2 protein-coding genes are annotated in these 2,801 nt (G+C 75.8%); one reads left to right on the plus strand and one right to left on the minus strand.

The genetic code is table 11. From position 1 onward, the window contains the following. Positions 1-180 precede the first annotated feature (180 nt). Positions 181-1,533, minus strand: a complete 1,353-nt coding sequence (locus SSBG_RS18365) for an SWIM zinc finger family protein (protein ID WP_078491347.1) — start codon at positions 1,531-1,533, stop codon at positions 181-183. A gap of 115 nt (positions 1,534-1,648) precedes the next feature. Between SSBG_RS18365 and SSBG_RS18370 the strand changes: the two genes are divergently transcribed. Then, positions 1,649-2,801 (plus strand): ATP-binding protein (locus tag SSBG_RS18370; RefSeq protein WP_008747566.1); only part of this gene is annotated, 1,153 nt, incomplete at its 3' end.

Raw genomic sequence — 2,801 nt, forward strand, 5'->3', positions numbered from 1 at the left:
GCAGCGCGACGGGACCGTGCGCGGCTGCGCCCGCGAAGGGGCGCCGGTCGGTGCCGAGCAGGGCCGTCGTGACCAGCTCCTCCCAGTCCGGGCCGGATTCCCGCCAGGCCGGGTCTGGGGCGGGGGAGCGGGGCGGGGCGGGAGGGGCGGGGGTGGGGTTCATGAGGTCTCCAGGGAAGGTCAGCGCAGGGCGAGGAGGGGGGCGGGCGTTTCCGTGCCGGCGGCCTCCCAGGCCGCCAGGGGCTGGAAGCCGCGGTGGCCGCACTCGCCGAAGACCCGCAGCGGGCGGCCGCCCGAGGCGGCGAGGAGGCGCGACAGGCCGGAGGCGCTGGTGAAGGCGCGGGGGAGGGGGAGCGCCGTACCCGTCGCGGGCTCGGCGAGTTGCCAGCCGTCCTGGCCGCGCACCGGTACGACGGCGTCGAGCGTGACGGGGCAGGAGTCGCGCCACGGGTCCTCCGCGAGCAGCGCCCCGTAGCGATCGGCCGCCTCCGCGAGCGTTGTCCCGCGCGGTCGGTCCGCGACCGGTACGACGGGACCGAAGCGCTCGCCCAGCGTGGCGCGCGGGCGCGCCGGGTGCGGGAGCAGCTCCGCGTCCAGGCCGAGGCCCACGGGCAGGCTCACCTCGGGCGCCGAACCGGCGGCCCCGTAGGAGAGGAGCAGCGCCGTGCGTCCCGACCGCGTGCCGTGGAGCCAGATGCGGCGTGTCGTCAGGGAGTTCTCCTGCGTGTCGTACTGACCCAGCACGAGCCACACATCGCGCTCGCCCTCGGGCGGGGGCGCGGTCTCGGGCAGGCCGAGGCGGCGCGCGACCGTCGCGGCGAGCGGCGCGGGCAGCGACGCGCGCCGGGCCCAGCCCCGTACGAGCAGGTGGAGCAGCGCGCTCTCCTCCAGGAGCCGCACGGGCCAGCCCGGGCCCGAGCCCGGTATCGCGCCGAGTTCACGGACGCGCGTGGCGAGACCCTTGGCCTGCGCGTCGACCATCCGCGCCGCCGTCTCCTCCCACATCCCGTACCCGGCCCGCTCGGCGGAGGCGAGCCCGCCGCGCAGCAGGTCGGTGAGGCGCTGCTCCAGTTCACCGGCCCCGGCGGTGACCCGCTCGGCGCGCCGTTCCGCGCGCTTCCGCGCGGCCTCGGGGTCCGCCTTCCCCGCCGCCCCCGCCTGCGCGGCGCCCGCGCTCCTCGCGGCCCGCGCCTGCCGCCTCTCCAGCCACTGCCCCGCCCACTCCGGCGGTTCCCCGGCCGGCACGGCCTCCGGGCCGGCCGACCAGAGCAGCAGCAGGCCGAGCACGTGCTTGCACGGGAACTTGCGGCTCGGGCACGAGCACGCGTACGCCGGGCCGGAGACATCGGCCAGCGCCTGGTACGGCTTGCTGCCGCTGCCCTTGCACAGCCCCCACACCACCCCTTCCTCCGTCGTCCCCGTCCCGGACCACGGTCCCGCCGTGCCGAGCTTGCTTCCCGCCTTGCGCGACGGCGCGTCAGGTGCCAGTGAGAGCACCTGTTCGGCCGTCCAGCGAACCCCCTGCGAAGTCATGCCGACCAACGTAGGACGCCCCACTGACAATGCGTCATCGCCGCAGGTCAGAGCGATTGTCAGTGGGGTGGTGCAGGGTGGAACACGCATCCGAACCGAAGGGGGAATCGGCTCCATGACCCTGCCCGCACAGCGGAGCGCCGAAGAGCGCCCGGGCACCACGCGGCCCACCACCGAGGCCGTCGCGCGGCCCGCCGCGGAACAGGCCCTGCGCCCGCACGCCGAAGATGCCTTCGCACACGAACTCGCCGCGCTCGCCGCCTCCGACGACCGCCCGCGCCCGGCCCGCTGGCGCCTGTCGCCGTGGGCCGTCGCGACCTACCTGCTCGGCGGGACGCTCCCGGACGGGACCGTCATCACGCCCAAGTACGTGGGCCCGCGCCGGATCGTCGAGGTCGCCGTCACGACCCTCGCGACCGACCGCGCCCTCCTCCTGCTCGGCGTCCCGGGGACCGCCAAGACGTGGGTCTCCGAACACCTGGCCGCCGCCGTCAGCGGCGACTCGACCCTGCTCGTGCAGGGCACGGCGGGCACCTCGGAGGAGGCCATCCGCTACGGGTGGAACTACGCCCAGCTCCTCGCGCACGGCCCCAGTCGCGACGCCCTCGTGCCGAGCCCCGTCATGCGGGCCATGTCCGAGGGCATGACCGCGCGCGTCGAGGAGCTGACCCGCATCCCCGCCGACGTGCAGGACACGCTCATCACGATCCTCTCGGAGAAGACCCTTCCCATCCCGGAGCTGGGCACCGAGACGCAGGCCGTGGGCGGCTTCAACCTCATCGCGACGGCCAACGACCGCGACCGGGGCGTCAACGACCTCTCCAGCGCGCTCCGCCGCCGCTTCAACACGGTCGTCCTGCCGCTCCCCGAGAGCGTCGAGGCCGAGGTGGACATCGTCTCGCGCCGGGTCGACCAGCTCGGCCGCTCCCTCGAACTCCCCGAGGTCCCGGCCGGCGCCGAGGAGATCCGCCGCGTCGTCACGGTCTTCCGCGAGCTGCGCGACGGGATCACGACGGACGGCCGCACGAAGGTCAAGACGCCCAGTGGCACGCTCTCCACGGCCGAGGCGATCTCCGTCGTCACCGGCGGTCTCGCCCTCGCCGCGCACTTCGGGGACGGGGTGCTGCGCCCCTCGGACGTCGCCGCCGGCATTCTCGGCGCGGTCGTCCGGGACCCGGCGGCCGACCGCGTCGTGTGGCGCGAGTACCTGGAGGCCGTCGTCCGCGAGCGCGAGGGGTGGCAGGACTTCTACCGGGCCTGCCGCGAGG

It is taken from the genome of Streptomyces sp. SPB074 (assembly GCF_000154905.1).
Classification (GTDB): Bacteria; Actinomycetota; Actinomycetes; order Streptomycetales; family Streptomycetaceae; genus Streptomyces.